We start from the raw sequence: 20261 nt of genomic DNA on the forward strand, positions 1-20261 counted from the left end.
CGCGTGGTGACCCCCGGACGGACGGGAGGCGCGGTGCCAGCTGGCACCGCGCCTCCCGTCCGCTGGTCCGCCGGGGCCGGCCGTCAGGCCTTCCGCATGTACGCGCGGACCGTGAGCGGTGCGAACACCGCGACGATGACCGCCGCACCGATGAGCGAGATCACCAGGTCACCACCGACGTGGCCCTCGTTGACGAGTTCGCGGACCGCCGTGATGAGGTGCGAGATCGGGTTGACCTCGGAGAACCACCGGAGCCAGGACGGCAGCGTGTCCGCCGGGACGAACGCGTTCGAGAGGAACGTCAGCGGGAACAGCACCATGTTCGAGATGCCGGACACGCTCGACGCCGTCCGGGCGACGACGCCGAAGAAGGCGAAGATCCAGCTGATCGCCCACGCCACCACGACGACGAGCGCGCCCGCCGCGACCATCGACCAGACGCCGCCCTCGGGACGGAGTCCCATGCAGAACCCCACGATGAACGTGATCGTCGTCGCGATCGCGTAGCGCACCGTGTCGGCGAGCAGCGCCCCGGCGAGGGGAGCGATCCGCGCGATCGGCAGGGATTTGAACCGGTCGAAGACGCCCTTGTCCATGTCCTCGCGGAGCTGGACGCCGGTGACGATCGACGAGGTGATGTTCGTCTGGACGAGGATGCCCGGGATGATGATCGGCAGGTACGCGGTGACGCCGCCGGCGATCGCCCCACCGAAGATGTACGTGAACATCACGGTGAAGATGATCGGCATCAGCGTGACGTCGAAGAGTTGCTCCGGTGTGCGACGGACCTTGATGAGGCCGCGGTACGCCATGGTGAGCGACTGTCGGACCGTCGCGCCGATGCCGGTGCGGCCGACGCCGGGACGCGGGACCACCGTGGTGGTCCGGGGTGCGGTGAGGGTGGTCATGCGAGGGCTCCTTCGAGGAGGCTGTCGGCGGGGGCGTCGTCCGCGGTGGCGGGCTTGCCGGTGATGGTGAGGAACACCTCGTCGAGCGTCGGCTTCTGCACGCTCATCTCGGCGAGGGCGATGCCGGCCGCTCGGAACGCGACGAGGAGGTCGGTCACGCGGTCGGGGTCCCCCATCGGTGCGGTGATCCGGCCGCCCTCCGGGGAGACGACGGGGTCGACGCCGAGCACGCGCCGGACCGCGTCGACCGCGTCGGACATGCCGTCGGGGTCCGTGATCCGGAGCTGGAGGCTGGAGACGCCGATCGACGACTTCAGCTCGTCGCCGGTGCCCTCCGCGACGACCCGGCCGCGGTCGATGACGGCGATCCGGTCGGCGAGCTGGTCCGCCTCGTCGAGGTACTGCGTCGTGAGCAGCACCGTGGAGCCGGTCGCGACGAGTTCTCGGATGGTGTCCCACATCTGCGCACGCGTCCGCGGATCGAGGCCGGTGGTGGGCTCGTCGAGGAAGATCAGCGGCGGCTGCGCGATGAGGCTCGCCGCCAGGTCGAGCCGACGGCGCATCCCGCCGGAGAAGGCCTTGAGCGGGCGCGTCGCGGCCTCGGTCAGCCCGAACCGTTCGAGGAGCTCGGCGGACTTCGCGCGGGACGCCGCCCGGCTGAGCCCGAGCAGACGGGAGAAGATCACGAGGTTCTCGGTCGCGCTGAGCGTCTCGTCGACCGAGGCGTACTGCCCCGTCACGCCGATCAGGCGGCGGACGGCCTGCGGGTCGGTGCGGACGTCGTGGCCGAAGATCCGCGCCTCGCCGGCATCCGGCTTGAGGAGGGTCGCGAGCATGGAGATCGTGGTGGTCTTGCCCGCGCCGTTCGGGCCGAGCACGCCGTACACGGTGCCGGCCTCGACCCGCAGGTCGACGCCGTCCACCGCTCGGTTCTGCCCGAACGTCTTGACGAGGCCGGTGGCCTCCACCGCGAGGGGTGCGTCGTTCATGGTGTCCTTTCGTGGACGCCGTCCCGGTGGTCCCGGGGATCCTCGGCGTCGATGACGATGGTGCCGGGCACCGCTCACGTGGCACTGACGTGCCGCTGACACGGGCTCGGCCCGGTGTCAGCAGACGGACGGGAGGCGCGGGCCGGGTCGGTAGGCTCGGTGCCGTGCGCGAGATGGCCGAGCCCGAACCCGCTCCGGAACTGGTCCGGTTGCGCCTCGACATCGCGTACGACGGCGCCGGGTTCGCCGGATGGGCGCGGCAGCCGACGCTCCGCACCGTGCAGGGCGAGCTCGAGGAGGCGCTCGCGACCGTGTTCCGGCGGACCGCCGCCGAGGACGCGCCCGGCCCCCGCCTCACCGTGGCCGGCCGCACCGACGCGGGCGTGCACGCCGCCGGTCAGGTCGCGCACGTCGACCTCACCCGCGCGCAGTTCGAGTCGTTGGCGCGACCGCACCGCGGCCCGGCCGACCGACCTCGCCGGGCGCCGACGGACGGACTGCTCCGCCGACTGAACGGCATCGCCGGGTTGGACAGCGACGTCGTCGTGACGCGGGTGTCGATCGCACCGCCGGGGTTCGACGCCCGGTTCTCGCCGGTCTGGCGCCGCTACGAGTACCGGATCGCCGACCTCGATGCGCCGCGCGACCCGCTCCGTCGCGGGCACACGCTGTGGTACCCGGCGCACCTCGACGTCACCGCGATGGAGCTCGGGGCCTTGACGCTGCTCGGCCTCCACGACTTCGCCGCGTTCTGCAAGCCCCGCGAGGGCGCGACGACGATCCGCACGCTGCAGGAGTTCCGGTGGCACCGGGAGCCGGACGGCGTCCTCGTCGCGTCGCTCCAGGCCGACGCGTTCTGCCACAGCATGGTGCGCGCGATGGTCGGCGGGGCGATCGCCGTGGGCGAGGGCAAGCTCGTCCCGTCGGACCTCGAGGCGCTCCGTGTGGCCGAGGAGCGCACGAGTGCGTTCAAGGTGGCCCCGGCGAAGGGTCTGACCCTGGTGGAGGTGGGGTACCCGCCGGACGACGCGCTCGCCGACCGGGCCCTCCAGACGCGCGCGCGGCGGGACGCGGAGTAGTCGGGGGTCCGCCTCCCCGTAGGCTCGACAGCGTGACCATCCGCGCCGCCGAACCGTCCGACGTCCCCGAGATCCTCGCCCTCATCCACGACCTGGCGGCGCACCAGGGGGAGCCGGACGCCGTCGAGAACTCGGCCCCGCGCCTCCACTCCGTGCTGTTCGGGGCCCATCCGCAGGCGTTCGCGTTCGTCGTCGACGCCGAGGAGCCCGGTCGGCTCGCCGGCATGGCCGTCTGGTTCCTGACCTACTCGACGTGGACCGGTGGTCATGGCGTGCACCTCGAGGACCTGTACGTCCGGCCCGAGTACCGGGGGGCCGGGCACGGCCGTGCGCTGATCCGTCGACTCGCAGCGGAGTGCACCGCCAACGGGTGGTCGCGGCTCGAGTGGAGCGTGCTCGACACGAACGCCGGCGCGGTCGGGTTCTACGAGTCGATGGGCGCGTCGTTCCTCGACGCGTGGCGGACATGCCGTCTCGACGGGGCGGCGCTCGCCGAGGTCGCCGGTGGGACCGCGTAGTCGGCTGACCGATCGCCATCTCCCGGATGGTGACGGATTGACGGAGGTCGATGATGGAAGTACAACCGGTCTGCCCCTGTTCGAGGGGCAGCGTTCATCTTGTCGAAACCTGTGGGTTCGTCCAGCTCCCTAGGCTTCGAGGGATCTTCTCGTCGCTCGAAGGAACCCATGCCTCGCTCCATCTCCGGGACCGTGCTCGGCATCGCCGCCGCTGCCGTCGTCCTCGTCGCCCCGCTCGTCGCCGTCTCGACCGCCTCCGCGAACCCCTCCGGCACGGGTGTCGTCATCGAGGAGGCCTACCTCAAGGGCGGCAGTGCGAACGCGCCGTTCACGAACAAGTTCGTCGAGCTCGGCAACCCGACCTCCGCGGCGGTCGACCTCGCCGGGTGGTCGCTCCAGTACCGTTCCGCGACCGGCACGGGTGCCGCATCCGTCGGCACGCTGGCGGGGTCGATCCCGGCGCACGGCACGTTCCTCGTGCAGCTGTCCTCGAACGGCACGAACGGCGCGGCCCTCCCGACGCCGGACGCCGTCACCACGGTGAACCCGAGCGGCTCCACGGGCACGCTCGTCCTCTCCGACCAGGCCGCGCCGTTGACGCTGCCCGTCGGCGCGATCCCGACCGGCAGTGACGGCGTCGTCGACCTGCTCGGCTACGGCACGTCCAACACGTTCGAGGGTGTGGTCGCCAAAGCCGGCACCGCGAACTCCGTGCCGGACGCACTGACCCGGACGGGCACGACCGACACCGACGTGAACGCGGCGGACTTCGCGCTGACGAGCACGATCACCCCCACGAACGCGGCGGGCGAGACCGCCGCCCCGACGGACCCGACGGAGCCGACGGATCCGAGCGATCCCGGGGACGGCGGCACGACCCCCGCCCCGGCCACGGACGTCACGATCGCCGAACTCCAGGGCACGACGGACACGTCGCCCTACGTCGACAAGACCGTGCGGACGACGGGTGTCGTCACCGCGGTGTACCCGACCGGCGGCTACCAGGGCTACTTCGTGCAGACCGCCGGCACGGGCGGCGCGATCGACCCCGCGACGCACACCGCCTCGGACGGCGTCTTCGTCTACTCGCCGACGACGGTCGCCAGTGTCGCGGTCGGCCAGTCCGTCCGGCTCATCGGAACGGTCTCGGAGTTCTTCGGCCTCACCGAGCTGAACGTGACGAGCACCACCGGCCTCGAGCAGCTCCCCTCGGCGGGCGTCGTCGCCCCGAAGCCCGCCGAGGTCGCCTTCCCGCGCACGGACGCCGCCCGGGAGTCGTTCGAGAGCATGCTCGTGCAGCCCGCCGGCAAGTACACCGTGACCGACGTGTACACGACGAACCAGTACGGCGAGGTCGCCCTCGCGAGCGGCACCACCCCGCTCCTGCAGCCGACCGAGGTCGCCCGCCCGGGGACCCCCGCCGCCGCAGCCGTCGCCGCCGACAACGCCGCGCGTGCGATCACCCTCGACGACGGCGCGAGCACGAACTACCTGACGCCGGCCGGTTCGAGCATCCCGGTGCCGTGGCTGACGAACGCCGGACCCGTCACGGTCGGTGCTCCAGTGGCGTTCACCAAGCCCGTCGTCCTCGACTTCCGGAACTCCGCCTGGAAGTTCGAGCCGACGACGCCCGTCACCGGCGCCACGGCGACGACGGACCTGCCCGCGGCCTTCGGGAACGTCCGCCCGGCAGCCCCGGCGAACGTCGGCGGGGACATCCGGCTCGCCGGGTTCAACGTCCTCAACTACTTCCCGACCACCGGCGACCAGCTCACCGGGTGCACGTACTACGACGACCGCGAGGGCAACCCGCTCACGGTCCGCGACGGCTGCGACGCCCGCGGTGCCGCGAACGCCGACGACCTCGCCCGCCAGCAGCAGAAGATCGTCACCGCGATCAACGGACTCGGCGCCGACGTCGTCTCCCTCGAGGAGATCGAGAACTCGGCGCGCTTCGGCCAGGACCGCGACGCCGCTCTCTCGACCCTCGTCGCCGCACTGAACGCCGCCGCCGGCAAGACCGTGTGGGCGTTCGTGCCGTCGCCGGCGAAGGTCCCCGCGAGCGAGGACGTCATCCGCCTCGCGCTCATCTACAAGAAGGACCGCGTCGCGCCCCAGGGCGAGTCGACGATCCTCACCGACGCCCCGGCGTTCACGAACGCGCGGCAGCCCGTCGCGGACGCCTTCCGCCCGCTCGTGCCGGTCGGCAAGTCCGGCAAGAGGAAGGTGGGCGGCAAGGACACGACGTTCCTCGTCATCGCGAACCACTTCAAGTCCAAGGGCAGCGGGACCGGTGCCGACGCCGACCAGGGTGACGGGCAGGGTGCCTCGAACCTGTCGCGGGTGAACCAGGCGAAGGCGCTCGTCACGTTCTCCACCGCGATGCAGCGGCAGTACGGCACCGACAAGGTGTTCATGCTCGGTGACTTCAACGCCTACAGCCAAGAGGACCCGGTCGTCGCGCTCGACCAGGCCGGGTACACCGACCTCGGCCCGACGGCGGACCCGACCGAGCACAGCTACGTGTTCGACGGGCTCAGCGGTTCACTCGACCACGTGTTCGCCTCGAAGGCCGCGCTCGCGACGGTCACGGGGGTGGACATCTGGAACATCAACTCGGTCGAGTCCGTCGGCCTGGAGTACAGCCGGTACAACGACAACGTGTCGGACCTGTACTCGCCGGACCAGTACCGAGCGAGTGACCACGACCCGATCCTCGTCGGCATCGACCTGCCGGGCGTCGACAACGGCGGGCAGTCGGGCAACCCAGGCAACCCCGGGCAGCCGGGCCATCCGGGTCAGCCCGGGCAGCCGGGTCACCCCGGGCAGAGCGCCGCGGAGATCATCGCCGCGCTGATCGCCTGGATCATCGCGCACCTCTGGCACGGCTGACGCCAGCCAGCCGACAGACTGGAGGGACGGTGCGCGACGGACGCGCACCGTCCCTCCCGTCCGTCGTTGTGAACGCAACCAGGTTTGACCGCCGCGCCGCCGTCGCGTATCGTTGCCCCTTGGTCTGCGCCACCAGTGTGCACGACCCGAAGATGAGCCCTCCATCGGAGTGTTCCGCCGGCATCTGACCGGCGCGGAACACCCACCGGAGTGGGATTCACGGACAACTCACCTCGACACGAAAGCAGCACACCTGTGACTCGCACGTTCTCACCGAAGCCGGCTGACGTCCAGCACAACTGGCTCGTCATCGACGCCACTGACGTCGTCCTCGGCCGTCTCGCCTCGCACGCCGCGGCGCTCCTGCGCGGCAAGCACAAGCCGACGTTCGCCCCGCACATGGACATGGGCGACTTCGTCATCATCATCAACGCCGAGAAGGCAGCCCTGACCGGCTCCAAGCTCGCGGAGAAGGTCTACTACCGGCACTCGGGCTACCCGGGCGGCCTCACGGCGACCACCTACCCGGAGATGCTCGAGAAGCACCCGACCCGTGCCGTCGAGAAGGCGATCCGCGGCATGCTCCCGAAGAACTCCCTCGGTCGCGCACAGCTCAAGAAGCTCAAGGTCTACGCCGGCTCCGAGCACCCCCACGCGGCGCAGCAGCCCACGACCTACATCCTCGACCAGGTCGCGCAGTAGCGCCGGTCCGCAGACTTCTCAGGAGAGACAGAACTCATGGCACAGATCGCTGACAGCATCGACCAGACCCCGGAGAGCTTCACCACCGAGAGCGCCCCGGCGTCCACGGAGTCGGCTCCCCGTCAGATCCTCAACGTCTCCGGCGGGGCCGTCGGCCGCCGCAAGGAGGCCATCGCCCGGGTGCGCCTCGTCCCCGGTTCCGGCACCTTCGTGGTGAACGGCCGCACGCTCGAGGAGTACTTCCCGAACAAGCTGCACCAGCAGCTCATCAACGACCCGTTCAAGGTGCTCGAGCTCCTCGGCTCCTACGACGTCACGGTGCGCGTCACCGGTGGTGGCCCCTCCGGTCAGGCTGGTGCCGTCCGTCTCGCCATCGCGCGCACCCTCAACGAGATCGACCGTGAGAACAACCGTGCCGCCCTCAAGAAGGCCGGCTTCCTCACGCGCGACGCCCGCGTCATCGAGCGCAAGAAGGCCGGTCTCAAGAAGGCCCGCAAGGCGTCGCAGTTCTCGAAGCGCTGATCGCGCCTCGGCGGGAACTGCAATGCCGCGCCTGTTCGGTACCGACGGCGTTCGTGGCCTCGCCAACGGCGAGTTGACGGCCGCGCTCGCACTGGGTCTTGCCCAGGCGAGCGCGGCCGTGCTCACGCACGGACACCATGCGGACGCGCGACGCGCGTCCGGTCGACCGCGCCCGCGCGCGGTCCTGGCGCGCGATCCTCGCGTCTCGGGGGAGTTCCTCGGTGCGGCCGTCGCGGCCGGACTGGCGAGCGCCGGGGTCGATGTCCTCGACGCCGGGGTCATCCCGACACCGGCCGCCGCGTTCCTCGTGGCGGACATCGACGCCGACTTCGGCGTGATGGTCTCCGCGTCGCACAACCCGGCGCCGGACAACGGCATCAAGTTCTTCGCCGCGGGTGGCCGGAAGCTCCCCGACGAGGTCGAGGACCGCATCGAGGCGGCGATCGGCACGGCCGAGATCCCGACGCCCACCGGCGGGGACGTCGGGCGGATCATCCGGTTCGCCGACGCCGAGGACCGGTACGTCGTGCACCTGCTCGGCACGCTCCCGGCGCGACTCGACGGCATCCATGTCGTGCTCGACTGTGCGAACGGCGCCGCCGCAGGGGTCTCCCCGGAGGTCTTCGTCAACGCCGGAGCCACGATCACGCTCATCGGTGCGGACCCCGACGGCGTCAACATCAACGACGGTGTCGGTTCCACCCACATCGACAACCTCGCGCGCGCCGTCCTCGAAGCCGGTGCCGACATCGGCATCGCGCACGATGGCGACGCCGACCGCTGCCTGGCGGTGGACGCGGCCGGCAACGCGGTCGACGGCGACCAGATCATGGCGATCCTCGCGCTGTCCCTCAAGGCACGGGGGCACCTCAAGGACGACACGCTCGTCGCGACCGTGATGTCGAACCTCGGGCTGAAGCGTGCGATGGCCGAGAACGGCATCACGATGATCGAGGCCGGAGTCGGCGACCGCTACGTGCTCGAGAAGATGGTCGAAGGCGATTACTCCCTGGGCGGCGAGCAGTCCGGACACATCATCTTCAACGAGTTCGCGACGACCGGCGACGGCATCCTCACGGGGTTGCACCTGGTCGCCGAGATGGCGCAGACGGGCAAGTCCCTCGCGGAGCTCGCGTCGTGCATGACCGTCTTCCCGCAGGTGCTCGTCAACGTCAAGGGTGTCGATCGGCACGGGCTCGCGGACCGGGGCGTCCAGGATGCGGTCGCCGCCGCAACCGCGTCCCTCGGCGACACCGGCCGTGTGCTGCTCCGCCCGTCGGGCACGGAGCCGGTCGTCCGGGTCATGGTCGAGGCAGCCGACCAATCGACGGCCGAGCGGGTCGCCGATGAGCTGGCCGGGGTCGTCCGGGAGCGTCTGGCGCTGTAGCCGCTCCCGCCGCCCGCGGAACACCAGGTTGGCCGCTTCTCGCAGAGGTATCTCCCTGCGACATGCGGCCGACCTTCTGTTCTGCGGGGACGGGGTCAGGTCAGATCTTGCGGAGGAGGACGCCGTTCACCGCGTGGTCCGCGCCCTTCTTCAGCACGAGCGTCGCGCGGGAGCGGGTCGGGAGCACGTTCTCGACGAGGTTCGGTTCGTTGATCGCGCGCCAGACGTCCGTCGCGGTGCGGACGGCGTCCTCGCGGGACAAGCTCGCGAACCGGTGGAAGAAGGAGTCCGGGCTCGCGAACGCCTCCGCCTGCAGGGCGAGGAACCGGTCGACGTACCACGATTCGATGTCGCGGGTCTTGGCGTCCACGTAGATCGTGAAGTCGAAGAGGTCGGAGAGTGCGAGCCGTCCGTGCACGGGGGGAGCGAGGACGTTCAGCCCCTCGACGATGAGCACGTCGGGCCGGCGGACGACGATCTCCGCGTCGGGGACGATGTCGTAGCGGAGGTGCGAGTAGTACGGCGCACGCACCTCGGCCGCACCACTCTTGACCTGACTGACGAACCGGAGGAGCGCGCGACGGTCGTAGGACTCCGGGAACCCCTTCCGGTCCATGATGCCGCGGCGCTCGAGCTCGGCGTTCGGGTACAGGAACCCGTCGGTCGTGATCAGCTCCACGCGCGGGGTGTCCTCCCACCGCTTCGTGAGCTCCCGGAGCAGTCGTGCGACGGTCGACTTGCCGACAGCGACCGAGCCTGCGACACCGATCACGAACGGGGTCGGCTCGGACCGCTCGCCGAGGAACCGACTCGTCTGCGCGTGCAGGTCACGCGCGCCGGCGGCGTACAGGTTGAGCAGGCGCGAGAGCGGCAGATAGACGTCCTGGACCTCCTGCATGTCGAGCCGGTCGCCGAGGCCCCGGAGCTGCACGATCTCCGTCTCGGTCAGCGCGAGGTGCTGCGAGGGTGCCAGGCCCGCCCATGCCCCGCGGTCGATCTCGACGAACGGGGTGGGGTGCCGAGCTGTCTCCGCGTGCGCGTGGGGCATGCGGACGAGCGTAACCGGAGTCGGATGCTCCCGTCCGACACGGCGAGCGACCCGACGTGGCGAGTGACCCGACGCGGGGAGCGACCCGACGTGGCGAGTGAGCAGCAATCGTCGGGTCGGGCCGCGGCCGGCGACGATTCCTGCTCACTCACGGCTGGCGGGGGCGGCGAGCGGCCCGAGCGTCAGGCGGGGGCGTCAGGCGGGGAGCGCCGCCTCGATGGCTTCGATGATCTCGGGTGCGTCCGGCTTGGTCTGCGGCCGGAAGCGGTGCACCTCGCCCGAGGGGGTGACGAGGAACTTCTCGAAGTTCCACGCGACACGGCCGGCCTTGCCCGAGGCGTCCGGGGTCTTCTTCAGCTCCTGGTAGAGCGGGTGGGCGCTCCGACCGTTCACCTTGACCTTCTCGGACATCGGGAACGTGACACCCCACGTGGTCGAGCAGTACTCCTCGATCGCCTCCGCCGAGCCGAGCTCCTGCAGGAACTGGTTGCTCGGGAACCCGAGGACCGTGAACCCACGGTCGCCGTAGGTCTTCTGCAGTTCCTCGAGCTGCTCGTACTGCGGTGCGAGTCCGCAGCGCGAGGCGACGTTGACGACGAGGACGACCTTGTCGGCGTACTCGCCGAAGGTCGTCGAGCCGCCCTTGAGCGTGGTGATCGGGATGTCAGCGAGGGTCATGACTCGACGCTAACCCCGGAGCGCGTCCCCGGCCGTACTTCCGGGCAGGTTCCCGGCCGTCGGCACCATAGGATCGTCGGCATGTGCGGGATCGTGGGTTACGTCGGGAACAACAGCAGTGTGGAGGTCCTCCTCGGGGGACTCCGGCGACTCGAGTACCGCGGGTACGACTCCGCCGGGGTGGCCGTCATCGACGCCGACGGTCGGCTCGGCTCCCGGAAGCGTGCCGGCAAGCTCCGGGTGCTCGCCGAGGACCTCGAGCAGGACCCGCTCCCCGACGGCGGCACGGGCATCGGCCACACGCGCTGGGCGACCCACGGCGGCCCGACCGACGGCAACGCGCACCCGCACCTCGCGGACGACGGCCGTCTCGCGCTCATCCACAACGGCATCATCGAGAACTTCGCACCGCTCAAGGACGAGCTCCTCGCCGAGGGCGTCGCGTTCACGAGCGAGACCGACAGCGAGGTCGCCGCGCACCTCGTCGCGCGGGAGTACCGCGAGGTGCATGACGTCACCGAGGCGATGCGGCGCACGGTCGCCCGGCTCGAGGGCGCCTTCACGCTGCTGGCCGTCCACGCCGACCAGCCCGGCGTCGTCGTCGGTGCGCGCCGGAACTCCCCGCTCGTGGTCGGCCTCGGCGACGGCGAGAACTTCATGGGCTCGGACGTCGCGGCCTTCGTGTCCCACACGCAGCGCGCGCTCGCGATCGGCCAGGACCAGATCGTCACGATCCGTCCGGACTCCGTGACCGTCATCGACTTCGACGGCGCCCCGGCCGAGGCCTCCGAGTTCGAGGTGTCCTGGGATGCCTCGGCCGCCGACAAGGGCGGCTGGTCGAGCTTCATGGCGAAGGAGATCAGCGAGGAGCCCGAGGCCGTCCGGAACACCATCCTCGGCCGGGTCCACGACGGCGCCGTGACCCTCACCGACCTCGAGCCCATCCAGGAGCGGCTCGCCACCATCGACCGGGTCATCGTCATCGCCTGCGGTACGGCGGCCTACGCGGGCATCCTCGGCAAGTACGCGATCGAGCAGTGGGCACGGATCCCGGTCGAGGTCGAACTCGCGCACGAGTTCCGGTACCGCGACCCGGTGCTCGACGCCCGCACGCTCGTGGTGTCGATCAGCCAGTCCGGCGAGACCATGGACACGCTCATGGCGGTCAAGTACGCCCGGGAGCAGGGCGCGCAGGTCCTCTCCATCTGCAACACGCAGGGCGCGACGATCCCGCGGGAGTCCGACGCGGTCATCTACACGCACGCCGGCCCGGAGGTCGCGGTCGCGTCGACCAAGGCGTTCCTCGCGCAGGGCGTCGCGCTCTACCTGCTGGGGCTCCACCTCGCGACGATCCGCGGGACGATGGCGGGCGAGCAGATCGCCGAGCAGGTCGAGGAACTCGAAGCGCTGCCGGACAAGCTCTCCCAGGTCATCGCGGACGCCGGTCGGGTGAGCGAACTCGCGAAGTGGATGGCGGACACCCGCTCGGTGCTCTTCCTCGGCCGGCATGTCGGGTACCCGATCGCGCTCGAGGGTGCGCTGAAGCTCAAGGAGCTCGCCTACATCCACGCCGAGGGGTTCGCGGCCGGCGAGCTGAAGCACGGGCCGATCGCGCTCATCGAGCCCGGCCAGATCGTCTTCGTCATCGTGCCGAGCCCGCGCGACGCCCGGTCGCTGCACCCGAAGGTCGTGTCGAACATCCAGGAGATCCGCGCGCGTGGCGCCCGGGTCATCGCGATCGCCGAGGAGGGCGACGCCGCGGTGCTCCCGTACGCCGACGAGGTCCTCCGGATCCCGGTCGCCGCACCGCTCTTCGAGCCGCTCCTCGCGGTCGCACCGCTGCACATGTTCGGCATGGAGCTCGCCGCGGCGAAGGGCCTCGACGTCGACCAGCCGCGGAACCTCGCCAAGTCGGTCACCGTCGAGTAGCGAGCATCCGTGATCATCGGCATCGGAGTCGACGTGGTGGACCTGGAGCGGTTCGCGGGCGTGTTGGAGCGGACGCCAGCGCTCAGGACCCGGCTGTTCACGCCCGAGGAGCTCCTGCGGGACGGTGAGCTCCGGCCGGTCGCGTCGCTCGCGGCGCGGTTCGCGGCGAAGGAGGCGCTCATCAAGGCCTTCGGGTCGAGTGCCGGGCTCAGCTGGCAGGAACTCGAGGTCGTCGCGGACGACCAGCGGAAGCCGTCGCTGACGTTGCACTCCGGGGCGCAGGCCGTGGCCGATGCGCGTGGCGTGTCGTCGGTGCACCTGTCGTTGTCGCACGATGGACCGATCGCGACGGCGTTCGTCGTGATCGAGGGGACCGAAGGGGTTTCGTGACCAGCCACCCGCCGGAGCCGCGCCGACGCGCGCGGCTGCACCCGAGCCGCCCGACCGGATCGCGCGACACCGCGCAGGACGCGGGCCGACACGCATGAGCGACCACAGGAACGTCGCGTTCACCGGGATCACGGTCGACCGCCGGGTGGCGGCACTGCCGCTCATCGCCAACGGGGACTCCGCATGAGTGCGTTCACCGGGATCACGGTCGACCGGGAGGCTCTCATCGCCAACTACGCGACCGTCACCGAACAGGTGGCACCGTCCGGCGTCATCGCGGTCGTCAAGGCGGACGCCTACGGCCACGGCGCGCTCGAGGCCGCTCGTGCCTTCGTCGACGCCGGCGCGGAGTGGCTCGGCGTCGCGGACATCGACGAGGCGCTCGCCCTGCGCCACGGCGGCATCGACGTCCGCATCCTCGCGTGGCTGCACGCCCCGGACGAGGACTTCGAGCGCGCTGCGGCGGAGAACATCACCCCGGCCGTGTCGAGTGTCGACCAGCTGAACGCCGCCGTGGCCGCCGAGGTCCAGGCGGTCCACCTCGTCATCGACACCGGACTCAGCCGCAACGGCGCCGTGGAGTCCGAGTGGCCGGAGCTCTTCGACGTCGCCGCGTCGTTGCCGCGTCGCGGGGAACGGACCCGGGTCGAGGGCGTCATGTCGCACCTGTCGAACGCCTCGCTGGACGACGACCTCGAGCAGGACGCCGTCCTCCAGCGCGCGCTCGACGGTCTCGCCGGACGGGGCGTCGTCCCGGACGTGGTGCACCTCGCCGCCAGCGCTGCGGGCCTCGCCGTCCCGGACGCCCGACGTGACCTCGCCCGGGTCGGGATCGCACTCTACGGACTGAGTCCGTTCCCCGACCGGACCTCCGCCGACCTGGGGCTCCGACCGGCGATGACCGTCACGGCGTCGGTGCTCCGGACCGTCCACGTCCGCGCGGGTGAGGGCGTCAGCTACGGCTACACGTACCGGGCGGCCCATGACACCACCCTCGCGATCATCGGCCTCGGGTACGCCGACGGGTTCGACCGGGCACTCGGCAACCGCGTGTCGGTGTCGATCGGCGGACGGCGGTTCCCGGTCGTCGGCCGCGTGGCGATGAACGCGATGCACGTCGACATCGGGGACGCCGACGTGCGGACTGGTGACGAGGTCGTGCTCTGGGGCGACCCGGCGACCGGTGTCCCGGCGGTCGAGGAGTGGGCCGCCGCGATCGGCACCATCAACTACGAGGTGGTTGCCCGACTCGGTCGGCTGCTCGAGCGGAGGACGGTGTGAGCGCGCCGCTCCGCGAGGCCGTCGTCGACCTCGACGCCTACCGTGCGAACATCGACCGGGTCCGCGACTGGATGCACCCCGTCGAGGTCATGGCGATCATGAAGGCCGACGCGTACGGCCACGGCATCGAGGAGATCGCCCGCACCGCCGTCGACGCCGGCATCCGGTGGATCGGCGTCCTGACCGTCGAGGCGGCACTCCGACTGCGGTCGATCGGCATCGGCGAGGACGTCCGGGTCTTCGCCTGGCAGCACGACGCCGGACTCGACCCCCGCGACGCAGTCGACTCCGGGATCGACCTCGGGGTCTCGAACGTCGACGAGCTCGCCCGGATCGTCGACGCCGTGAGCCAGCGTCCGGCCCGGGTGCACCTCGGTGTCGACACCGGACTGCATCGCGACGGTGCGACGGTCGACGACTGGCCGGCGCTCGTCCGGGCCGCGATCAGCGCCGTCCGGGCCGGGTCGATCGAGGTCGTCGCCGCGTACACGCACCTCGCGGAGGCCTCCGACGACGACGACACCGCCGCGGTGCGGATGTTCGACGCCGCGGTCGACGCCGCCGAGGACGCGGGGCTCGAGATCCGGATGCGGCACGTCGCCGCGAGCCTCGCCGGTCTCGAACGACCGGAGTTCCGGTACGACATGGTCCGGATGGGCGCGAACCTGTTCGGCATCCCGGGCGCCGACGACGTCAGTGCCGCCGACCTCGGGCTCCGGCCGGTGATGACGGTCGAGGCGTCGGTGGCGAAGACCAAGCGCGTGCCCGCCGGGACCGGCGTCTCGTACGACTACACCTACCGGACCGATGCGGAGACGACCCTCGCGCTCGTGCCGTTCGGGTACGCCGACGGGCTGCCCCGTCTCGGACAGGGTCGGCTCGAGGTCACGATCAACGGCGTCCGGTACCCGATCATCGGTCGGGTCGCGATGGACCAGTTCCTGGTGGACGTCGGCGACGACGACGTCCGGGTCGGCGACACCGTCGTGCTGTTCGGCACCGGCGCGCACGGTGAGATGACCGTGCTCGAGTGGGGGTCCGCGCTCGACACGATCGGCGAGGAGATCGTCTGCCGCATCGGCGGTCGCGTCCCGCGTGTGTTCGTCGGCGCCCGACCGGAGGACCGGCGTCGGGACGACCGGCGCTGGGACGACCGGCGCTGGGACGACCGGCTCGGAGACGACCGCCGGTGAGCCTGCTCCTCGACCTCGAGGTCCCGTCGACCGCGGCGATGGACGCGCTCGGCGCCCGGCTCGCCGCAGTGCTCCGCGCGGGTGACCTCGTGGTGCTGACCGGGCCGCTCGGCGCCGGCAAGACGACGATGACCCGTGGCCTCGGGGCGGCGCTCGGAGCGCGGGGACAGGTGTCGAGTCCGACGTTCGTGCTCGCGCGGACGCACCCGACGACCGCCGGGCCGGATCTCGTGCACGTCGACGCCTACCGGTTGTCCGACCCGCTGGAGCTCGACGACCTCGACCTCGACTGGGACGGCGCGATCGTGGTCGTCGAGTGGGGGCGGGGCATGGTCGACGGCGTCTCGGCGAACGTGCTCGACGTCGAGATCACGCGGGCCACGGGTGCGGACGTCCCCGACCCCGACGATGACGACCTCGACCCGGACGACGTCCCGGACGAGCCGCGTCGGGTCGTCGTGACCGGCATCGGCCCCCGATGGGAGGGCATCGCGATCTGACGCGCTGCCCTACGATCGTGGGACGTCCGACCAGGGGGAACCACCAGAGTGCTCGTCACCATCACGACCCGAGGGGCCGACGACGTCGACGCCCTCGACCTCAGTCATCTCCTGCACAAGCACCCGGCGCGTGCGCAGCGATTCTCGCTGACCGTCGGGGAGGCGCACGTGTTCTACCCGTCCGCCACGTCGGACGAGTGCACCGCCGCCCTGCTGCTCGAGGTGGACCCGGTCGGGCTCGCACGCAGCCGACGCTTCGGCGGGGACGTCCAGGCGCTCTCGCAGTACGTCAACGACCGCCCGTACGCGTCCTCCTCCATGCTCGCGGTCGCGATCGGGCAGGTGTTCCGCTCGGCGATGGGTGGTCGGAGCGAGTCCCGTCCGGAACGCGCGGCGGCACCGATGGACCTCGAGATCGGGCTCACGAGCGTGCCGAGCGCGCTGCAGGACGACGGCGAGGGACTGGCCACACGACTCTTCGCGCCCCTCGGTTGGACGGTGGTCGAGGACCGTCCGTTCCTCGACGCGACCCGTCCGGACTGGGGTCCCGCGTCCACGGTCGGGCTCACCCTGACCGGGTCCGTCCGCCTCGGGCAGGCGCTCCGGCAGCTGTACGTGCTCCTCCCGGTCCTCGACGACGCCAAGCACTACTGGGTGAGCGACGACGAGGTCGGCAAGCTCCTGCGCGCCGGTGCGGGCTGGCTCGCGGACCACCCGCTGCGGGACCTCATCACCGAGCGGTACCTCGCGCACCAGCGGGGCATGGTGGCGGACGCCACCGACCGGCTGCTGGGCCTCGACACCGGAGCCGGTGACGCGGACACCGCCGCAGACCCCGAACTGGAGGGTCGGCTCGCCCCCGCCGTCGAGGCCGCGGTCCCCGAGATGGTCACGGACGCCCACGTCCCGCTGTACCGCCGCCGCGCCGACGCCGTGCTCACCGCGCTCCGCGACGTCGGCGCCCACACCGTCGCCGACATCGGCTGCGGTGAAGGTGCGCTCCTCGTGCCGCTCATGGCCGACCGCACCTTCACGACGATCATCGGGACGGACGTCGCACCCCGCGAGCTCGCCCGGGCCGAGCGACGCCTGCACCTCGACGAGGCGAGCGACGCCGAGCGGGCGAGGATCCGGCTCGTGCAGTCCTCCGTCACCTACGTGGACGACCGCCTCGCCGGGCTCGACGCCGCCGTGCTCATGGAGGTGATCGAGCACGTCGACGAGTCCCGGCTCCCGGCGCTCGAGGCCTCGGTGTTCGGTGCCGCCCGACCGGGTGCCGTCGTCGTCACCACCCCGAACGCCGACCACAACGTCCGGTTCGAGACGCTCGACGCCGGGCACTTCCGGCACACCGACCACCGGTTCGAGTGGACCCGGGCCGAGTTCCGAGCCTGGGCCGACCGGGTCGCCGCAGCGAACGGGTACCACGTCGAGTACCGACCCGTCGGCGACGAGGACCCCGAGGTCGGACCGCCGACCCAGATGGCGCTGTTCCGGCGCGCGTCGACGACGACCCGGACGGAGACAGCCGCGTGAGCGACGCCACCACGACCTCCGCGGAGCCGATCGAACTGCACGTCCCGGACATGGCGCTCGTGCTCCTCGTCGGCACGAGCGGCTCGGGCAAGTCGACGTTCGCCGCCACGCACTTCGGGCGCTTCGAGACGCTGTCGAGCGACTTCTTCCGCGGGCTCGTCAGCAACGACGAGAACGACCAGGCCGCGACCCCCGCGGCGTTCGACACCCTGCGGTACGTCGTGGCACAGCGGCTCCGCGCGGGGCTCCTCACCGTGATCGACGCCACGAACGTCCAGCCGGAGGCCCGACGGAGCTGGGTGGAGCTCGCGCGCGCCCATGACGTCCTGCCGGTGGCGATCGTGCTCGACGTCCCTGAGTCCGTCTGTGTCGCGCGGAACGCCGCCAGGGCGGACCGGGACTTCGGTGCGAGGGTCGTGAAACGGCAGCACGACCAGCTCCGCCGCTCGATCCGGGGCCTCGGCAAGGAGGGGTTCCGGCGCGTGCACGTGCTCCGCGGGGTCGACGACGTCACCCGCGCCCGCATCGTCCGCGACCGGTTGCTCAACGACGCCCGGCACGAGCACGGTCCGTTCGACGTCATCGGGGACGTGCACGGCTGCCGGTCCGAGCTCGAGACGCTGCTCGGCGAGCTCGGGTACACGATCACCCGCGACCCCGAGGGCCGGGCGGTCGACGCCGCGCACCCAGGGCGGCGCGCGGTGTTCCTCGGCGACCTCGTCGATCGCGGCCCGGACACGCCAGGCGTCCTGCGGCTCGTGATGGGCATGGTCCGGGCGGGGCACGCGCTCGCCGTCCCCGGGAACCACGAGGACAAGCTCGTGCGCGCGCTCCAGGGTCGGAAGGTGCAGACCTCGCACGGCCTCGCGGAGACCCTCGCGCAGCTCGCGGCCGAGCCGCAGGGGTTCCGCGACGAGGTGCAGGCGTTCTGCCAGGAGCTCGTCGGGCACCTCGTCCTCGACGACGGCCGCTTGGTCGTCGCGCACGCCGGCATGATCGAGGCGTACCAGGGGCGGGCGTCCGGGCGGGTCCGGTCGTTCGCGCTCTACGGGGAGACCACCGGCGAGAGCGACGAGTACGGGCTGCCGGTGCGTCTGCCGTGGGCGGACTCCTACCGCGGTGCGGCGACGGTCCTCTACGGGCACACCCCCACCGTCGACGCGGAGTGGATCAACGGGACGATGTGCCTCGACACCGGGTGCGTGTTCGGCGGGAAGCTGTCGGCGCTGCGGTACCCGGAGCGCGAGGTGGTGCAGGTCCCCGCGGAGCGTGTCTGGTACGAGCCGGCGAACCCCCTCGAGCCGCTGCGCGCCGAGCGGGTCGCAGCGGGCCAGTGGCCGGACGAGCAGTCGGGCGCGACCATCTCCGGAGCGGACGGCTCGTCCGCGACCGGCACCGTGCCTCCCGTCCGACCCGCGGCGTCGCCGCGTCCCGCGGGCATGCTCGAGATCGGTGACGTCCTCGGCAAGCAGATCGTCGAGACCCGCCTGCACGGTCGGATCGGGATCCGCGGGGAGAACGCGGCGGGGGCGCTCGAGGTGATGAGCCGGTTCGCGGTCGACCCAGCGCAGCTCGTGTACCTGCCACCGACCATGAGCCCGACCGGATCGTCGTCACTCGAGGGGTTGCTGGAACACCCGCGCGAGGCCTTCGCGACCTACCGGGAGGCGGGTGTCGACCGCGTGGTCGGCGAGGAGAAGCACATGGGGTCGCGCGCGACGGTGCTCCTCAGCCGCGACCCCGGGCGGTTCGGGGCGTCGGAGGGCTGGAGCGGGGTGGCGTACACCAGGACCGGGCGGGCGTTCTTCGACGAGCCGTTGCAGACGGAGTTCCTCCGACGCCTCGACGCCGCCGTGGAGCGTGCCGGGCTGTGGGACGAGCTCGACACCGACTGGCTCCTGCTCGACGGCGAGGTCCTGCCGTGGTCGATCAAGGCCGAGGGGATGATCCGCGGGCAGTACGCCGCGATCGGTGCTGCCGCGACCGGCGCACTCCCGCACGCGGTCGAGGTGCTGGAACGCGCGGTGGCGAACGGCATCGACGTCGGCGACCTGCTCGGGCGCACCCGTGCCCGGGCCACGGACGCCACCGCGTACGTCGAGTCCTACCGCCGCTACGCCGCCCCGGCCGATGGTCTCGACGGCGTGCAGTTCGCACCGTTCCAGGTCCTCGCCGCCGCGGGCCGGACCTTCGCGTCGACCGACCACGGGTGGCACCTCGGGATCGCGGACCGGCTCGTGGACGCCGACCCGGAGCTGGTACGCCCCACGCGGTCGGTCGTCGTCGACCTCGCCGACCAGGACAGCGTCGAGGCCGGCGTGGCGTGGTGGGAGGCGCTCACCGCGGAGGGCGGCGAGGGCATGGTCGTGAAGCCGTTCGCGAACCTGCACCGCGGTCCGAAGGGGCTGTCGCAGCCGGGCATCAAGGTGCGCGGCCGTGAGTACCTGCGGATCATCTACGGTCCGGAGTACACGGAGCCGCACAACCTCGAGCGACTGCGGGACCGGAACCTCGGGCACAAGCGGTCGATGGCGCTGCGGGAGTACGCGCTCGGACTCGAGGCGCTCGAGCGGTTCGTCGCCGGAGAGCCCCTCTGGCGGGTGCACCAGCCGGTGTTCGGGGTGCTCGCGATGGAGTCGGAGCCGGTCGACCCGCGGTTGTGACAGGTCTACGCGACTCGGAGGCGCGGAGTTGTCCACAGGCGCTCGC

17 protein-coding genes are annotated in these 20261 nt (G+C 71.5%); 13 read left to right on the forward strand and 4 right to left on the reverse strand.

What is annotated here, in order from left to right; genetic code table 11:
• Positions 1-83 precede the first annotated feature (83 nt).
• Together ACO0E0_RS04640 and ACO0E0_RS04645 are read right to left on the reverse strand one after the other, a co-directional pair.
• Positions 84-908, reverse strand: coding sequence for an ABC transporter permease (locus ACO0E0_RS04640; RefSeq protein WP_422870227.1), 825 nt, complete (start codon positions 906-908; stop codon positions 84-86).
• Entirely contained in the window at positions 905-1897 is a 993-nt protein-coding gene (locus tag ACO0E0_RS04645; RefSeq protein WP_422870228.1) for an ATP-binding cassette domain-containing protein, read from the reverse strand. Before ACO0E0_RS04645 ends, ACO0E0_RS04640 begins: the two co-directional genes overlap by 4 nt.
• A 173-nt stretch (positions 1898-2070) precedes the next feature.
• Here ACO0E0_RS04645 and truA point away from each other — a divergent pair, with 173 nt between their 5' ends.
• The 6 genes from truA to glmM all read left to right on the forward strand — a co-directional run bounded on the left by truA (position 2071) and on the right by glmM (position 8997).
• On the forward strand, positions 2071-2976 hold the full coding sequence (truA, locus tag ACO0E0_RS04650) for a tRNA pseudouridine(38-40) synthase TruA (protein ID WP_422870448.1): 906 nt from the start codon (positions 2071-2073) through the stop codon (positions 2974-2976).
• Positions 2977-3008: 32 nt separating this feature from the next.
• Positions 3009-3494: a GNAT family N-acetyltransferase gene (locus tag ACO0E0_RS04655; protein WP_422870229.1), complete on the forward strand. Its 486-nt coding sequence runs from the start codon at positions 3009-3011 to the stop codon at positions 3492-3494.
• 168 nt (positions 3495-3662) lie between these two features.
• A complete protein-coding gene (locus ACO0E0_RS04660) occupies positions 3663-6386 on the forward strand; it encodes an ExeM/NucH family extracellular endonuclease (protein ID WP_422870230.1) in 2724 nt (907 codons plus the stop codon).
• Positions 6387-6641: 255 nt separating this feature from the next.
• Positions 6642-7088: a 50S ribosomal protein L13 gene (rplM, locus tag ACO0E0_RS04665; RefSeq protein ID WP_422870231.1), complete on the forward strand. Its 447-nt coding sequence runs from the start codon at positions 6642-6644 to the stop codon at positions 7086-7088.
• A gap of 36 nt (positions 7089-7124) precedes the next feature.
• On the forward strand, positions 7125-7610 hold the full coding sequence (rpsI, locus tag ACO0E0_RS04670; protein ID WP_422870232.1) for a 30S ribosomal protein S9: 486 nt from the start codon (positions 7125-7127) through the stop codon (positions 7608-7610).
• Between the two features lie 22 nt (positions 7611-7632).
• Positions 7633-8997, forward strand: coding sequence for a phosphoglucosamine mutase (glmM, locus tag ACO0E0_RS04675; protein WP_422870233.1), 1365 nt, complete (start codon positions 7633-7635; stop codon positions 8995-8997).
• Between the two features lie 100 nt (positions 8998-9097).
• On the opposite strand, the gene coaA is transcribed toward glmM, so the two are convergent.
• Entirely contained in the window at positions 9098-10045 is a 948-nt protein-coding gene (coaA, locus tag ACO0E0_RS04680) for a type I pantothenate kinase (RefSeq protein ID WP_422870234.1), read from the reverse strand.
• A gap of 195 nt (positions 10046-10240) precedes the next feature.
• Positions 10241-10723, reverse strand: a complete 483-nt coding sequence (locus tag ACO0E0_RS04685; protein ID WP_422870235.1) for a glutathione peroxidase — start codon at positions 10721-10723, stop codon at positions 10241-10243.
• An 81-nt stretch (positions 10724-10804) separates the two neighbouring features.
• Between ACO0E0_RS04685 and glmS the strand changes: the two genes are divergently transcribed.
• The 7 genes from glmS to ACO0E0_RS04720 all read left to right on the forward strand — a co-directional run bounded on the left by glmS (position 10805) and on the right by ACO0E0_RS04720 (position 20215).
• Positions 10805-12652: a glutamine--fructose-6-phosphate transaminase (isomerizing) gene (gene glmS, locus ACO0E0_RS04690; RefSeq protein ID WP_422870236.1), complete on the forward strand. Its 1848-nt coding sequence runs from the start codon at positions 10805-10807 to the stop codon at positions 12650-12652.
• A 9-nt stretch (positions 12653-12661) separates the two neighbouring features.
• The gene (locus tag ACO0E0_RS04695; RefSeq protein WP_422870237.1) at positions 12662-13042 is read left to right on the forward strand and encodes a holo-ACP synthase; all 381 of its coding nucleotides are present in this window, start codon (positions 12662-12664) and stop codon (positions 13040-13042) included.
• A 183-nt stretch (positions 13043-13225) separates the two neighbouring features.
• Positions 13226-14323 (forward strand): alanine racemase, encoded by a 1098-nt coding sequence (gene alr / locus ACO0E0_RS04700; protein ID WP_422870238.1) that lies wholly within the window; start codon positions 13226-13228, stop codon positions 14321-14323.
• A complete protein-coding gene (gene alr, locus ACO0E0_RS04705; RefSeq protein ID WP_422870239.1) occupies positions 14320-15516 on the forward strand; it encodes an alanine racemase in 1197 nt (398 codons plus the stop codon). Before alr (ACO0E0_RS04700) ends, alr (ACO0E0_RS04705) begins: the two co-directional genes overlap by 4 nt.
• The gene (gene tsaE, locus ACO0E0_RS04710) at positions 15513-16016 is read left to right on the forward strand and encodes a tRNA (adenosine(37)-N6)-threonylcarbamoyltransferase complex ATPase subunit type 1 TsaE (protein WP_422870240.1); all 504 of its coding nucleotides are present in this window, start codon (positions 15513-15515) and stop codon (positions 16014-16016) included. Before alr (ACO0E0_RS04705) ends, tsaE begins: the two co-directional genes overlap by 4 nt.
• A gap of 48 nt (positions 16017-16064) precedes the next feature.
• Positions 16065-17552: a 3' terminal RNA ribose 2'-O-methyltransferase Hen1 gene (locus ACO0E0_RS04715; protein ID WP_422870241.1), complete on the forward strand. Its 1488-nt coding sequence runs from the start codon at positions 16065-16067 to the stop codon at positions 17550-17552.
• Positions 17553-17602: 50 nt separating this feature from the next.
• Positions 17603-20215: a polynucleotide kinase-phosphatase gene (locus ACO0E0_RS04720; RefSeq protein WP_422870449.1), complete on the forward strand. Its 2613-nt coding sequence runs from the start codon at positions 17603-17605 to the stop codon at positions 20213-20215.
• The last annotated feature ends 46 nt before the right edge of the window (positions 20216-20261 follow it).

The organism is Curtobacterium phyllosphaerae, assembly GCF_049341865.1.
Taxonomy (GTDB): domain Bacteria; phylum Actinomycetota; class Actinomycetes; order Actinomycetales; family Microbacteriaceae; genus Curtobacterium; species Curtobacterium phyllosphaerae.

Coding starts and splice junctions, on each gene's coding strand:
- ACO0E0_RS04640 (WP_422870227.1), bottom strand. CDS start 908: ATGACCACCCTCACCGCACCCCGGACCACCACGGTGGTCCCGCGTCCC.
- ACO0E0_RS04645 (WP_422870228.1), bottom strand. CDS start 1,897: ATGAACGACGCACCCCTCGCGGTGGAGGCCACCGGCCTCGTCAAGACG.
- truA (WP_422870448.1), top strand. CDS start 2,071: ATGGCCGAGCCCGAACCCGCTCCGGAACTGGTCCGGTTGCGCCTCGAC.
- ACO0E0_RS04660 (WP_422870230.1), top strand. CDS start 3,663: ATGCCTCGCTCCATCTCCGGGACCGTGCTCGGCATCGCCGCCGCTGCC.
- rpsI (WP_422870232.1), top strand. CDS start 7,125: ATGGCACAGATCGCTGACAGCATCGACCAGACCCCGGAGAGCTTCACC.
- glmM (WP_422870233.1), top strand. CDS start 7,633: ATGCCGCGCCTGTTCGGTACCGACGGCGTTCGTGGCCTCGCCAACGGC.
- coaA (WP_422870234.1), bottom strand. CDS start 10,045: ATGCCCCACGCGCACGCGGAGACAGCTCGGCACCCCACCCCGTTCGTC.
- ACO0E0_RS04685 (WP_422870235.1), bottom strand. CDS start 10,723: ATGACCCTCGCTGACATCCCGATCACCACGCTCAAGGGCGGCTCGACG.
- glmS (WP_422870236.1), top strand. CDS start 10,805: ATGTGCGGGATCGTGGGTTACGTCGGGAACAACAGCAGTGTGGAGGTC.
- alr (WP_422870238.1), top strand. CDS start 13,226: ATGAGTGCGTTCACCGGGATCACGGTCGACCGGGAGGCTCTCATCGCC.
- ACO0E0_RS04720 (WP_422870449.1), top strand. CDS start 17,603: ATGGCGCTCGTGCTCCTCGTCGGCACGAGCGGCTCGGGCAAGTCGACG.